3 protein-coding genes are annotated in these 2,164 nt (G+C 63.4%); all 3 read right to left on the bottom strand.

Features of this window, described 5'->3' with window-relative positions; all coding sequences use genetic code 11:
* On the bottom strand, positions 1 to 778 hold a 778-nt coding region (locus QZ638_RS23250), incomplete at its 3' end, for a branched-chain amino acid ABC transporter permease (protein WP_295815142.1).
* A gap of 13 nt (positions 779 to 791) precedes the next feature.
* Positions 792 to 1,655, bottom strand: coding sequence for a branched-chain amino acid ABC transporter permease (locus tag QZ638_RS23245; protein WP_295815139.1), 864 nt, complete (start codon positions 1,653 to 1,655; stop codon positions 792 to 794).
* A partial coding sequence (locus tag QZ638_RS23240; RefSeq protein ID WP_295815136.1) for an ATP-binding cassette domain-containing protein occupies positions 1,652 to 2,164 on the bottom strand: 513 nt, incomplete at its 5' end. The genes QZ638_RS23240 and QZ638_RS23245, both read right to left, overlap by 4 nt.

The following is a 2,164-nucleotide window of genomic DNA, read 5'->3' as shown; positions in this document are numbered from 1 at the left end:
AAAACCCGGTTTCGGGCGAGACCCGCTGTTTTTGCAGGAAGATCAGCGCGCCGGTGATGCCGGTCAGGAAAGCGGTTCCCAGATAGACCAGCCATTTCAGCCGGTCGGCATTCACACCGATCGAACGGGCAGCCATCTGGTTGTCACGCACGGCGGCAAGGCCGAGCCCGCTCGGCGTCTTCATGAACCGGTAGATGATCAGGATCGTGACCGTGCACAACACCAGCGCCATCCAGTAGGCGATAACATCGATCGCGGTGGATTTGCGAAATCCGAATTCGGTCAACCACTCAAAGCCGGGCAAGGTTTCCCGCAGTCCGCGCGGCAGCGACATGCCGGACCCGCCCCTCAGAACCTCCTGCTGCGCCAGCAGCAGCCTGACGACCTCCGCGACGACCCAGCTTCCGACGGCGAAATAGGCGCCCTGGAGGCGGAATGTGAAGGCCGCCGCCGGGATGGCCACCGCCGCGGCGAGCACCCCGCCGATCAGAAGGCCCAAAAGCGGTGGAACCGGCCAGAACACGGCCAAGATGAAAAAGACGTAGGCGCCAAGCCCCACGAAGGCTTGCTGGCCGACCGAAACCAGGCCGGCATAGCCCGCAAGGAGGTTCCAGCATTGCGCAAGGATCAGCAACGTCATGATCTGGAAGAGATCCTGCAGCAACGCACGTTCGGCGAAGAACGGTAACGCTGCCAAAAGCGCCACCATAAGAAACGCAAAAACCGAAAAGATCCGGCTTTGCCGCGTGCCCGTGGAAATGCTCCACCGTTCTGTCATCGAAGCTTCCCCCTCAATCCACGGCGCGGGGAAACAGACCGCGCGGCCGAACCGTCAGGATGGCGATGAAGGCAAGATGTCCCCCGAGGATCTGCCATCCGGGATCGAACGCGCCGCCGACGGTCTGCGCAACGCCCAGAACGATTGCGCCGGCCAACGTGCCCCAGAACGAACCCAGCCCGCCGATGATCACCGCCTCGAAGGCGAAGAGCAGCCGGGCCGGACCGATGGAGGGATCGAAACTCGCCCGCGTGGCGAGAAAGAAGGCGGCGACGGCGGAAACGGCCATCGCCACGCCGGTAGCGATGGCAAAAACCTTGCGCGCGTCCTGCCCCATCAGGCTCAGGGTCACCGGATCGTCCGATGCGGCACGGAATGCACGCCCCGGTTTCGTGCGGAAAAACAGAATGTTCAGTGCGATCACGCATGCAATGGCGGCCAGAAGGGTGAGTAGCGGCAGGATACCGACATTGATCGGCCCCAGAACAAGCGAGGCCGCCTCGAGCCCGCCCAGGTTGAGGCGACGGCTATCGGCCGAAAAAAGCGCCAGGAGCCCGTTCGCAATCAGGATCGACAATCCGAAAGTGACGATCAACGGCCTGAGCAGGTCGCCGCCAAGCGCCCGATTGAGCACGAAGCGCTGCAACAGCCAGCCGAGCGCAAACATCAGGATCAGGGCGACCAAAAGCGCCAGCAGCGGCGGCAGGAAAAGCGACGAGGCCAGGAAGAATATAAGATAGGAGCCCAGGAGGATCAGATCGCCATGCGCCAGGTTGATCAGACGCATCACGCCGAAGGTCAGGCTCAGGCCAAGCGCGAAGAGCGCGTAGAGCCCGCCGAGCAAAATTCCGTTTGCAAGTGTGTCGAGCCATATCATGCGGCATCTCCGAAATAGGCGTGATGAATGGCCTCGCGAGTCAGTGCGGCGGGCGTGCCCTGCAGCGTCACGCGGCCCTCGGTGATGCAGTAGACACGGTCGGCCACTTTCAGCGCCTGGCCGATATCCTGTTCGACGACCACGACCGACGCGCCGCTGTCGCGGATTTGCGGAAAGGCGGAATAGATATCGCGGATAATGACGGGGGCCAGCCCGAGACTGATCTCGTCGCACAACAACACGCGAGGGTTGGAAAGAAGCGCCCGCCCGATGGCGACCATCTGCTGCTGGCCTCCGGAAAGCGTATGCGCGGGCTGCGTGCGGCGTTCCTCAAGAACGGGAAAAAGCCGGTAGATCCTTTCGAGCGTCCAGTGCCCGTCCCGGGCAAAGGCGTCGCGCCCGATCCTGAGGTTCTCCTCGACGCTCAGCGGGCCGAAACCCCGCCGCCCCTCCGGCACGAGGCCGATCCCCGCACGCGCGACCCGGTGCGAAGCCAGCGGCCGGAGATC

This window comes from uncultured Nitratireductor sp., assembly GCF_913053745.1.
In the GTDB taxonomy this organism is placed as follows: domain Bacteria; phylum Pseudomonadota; class Alphaproteobacteria; order Rhizobiales; family Rhizobiaceae; genus Nitratireductor.
This window is presented reverse-complemented; position numbering and strand designations above follow the sequence as displayed.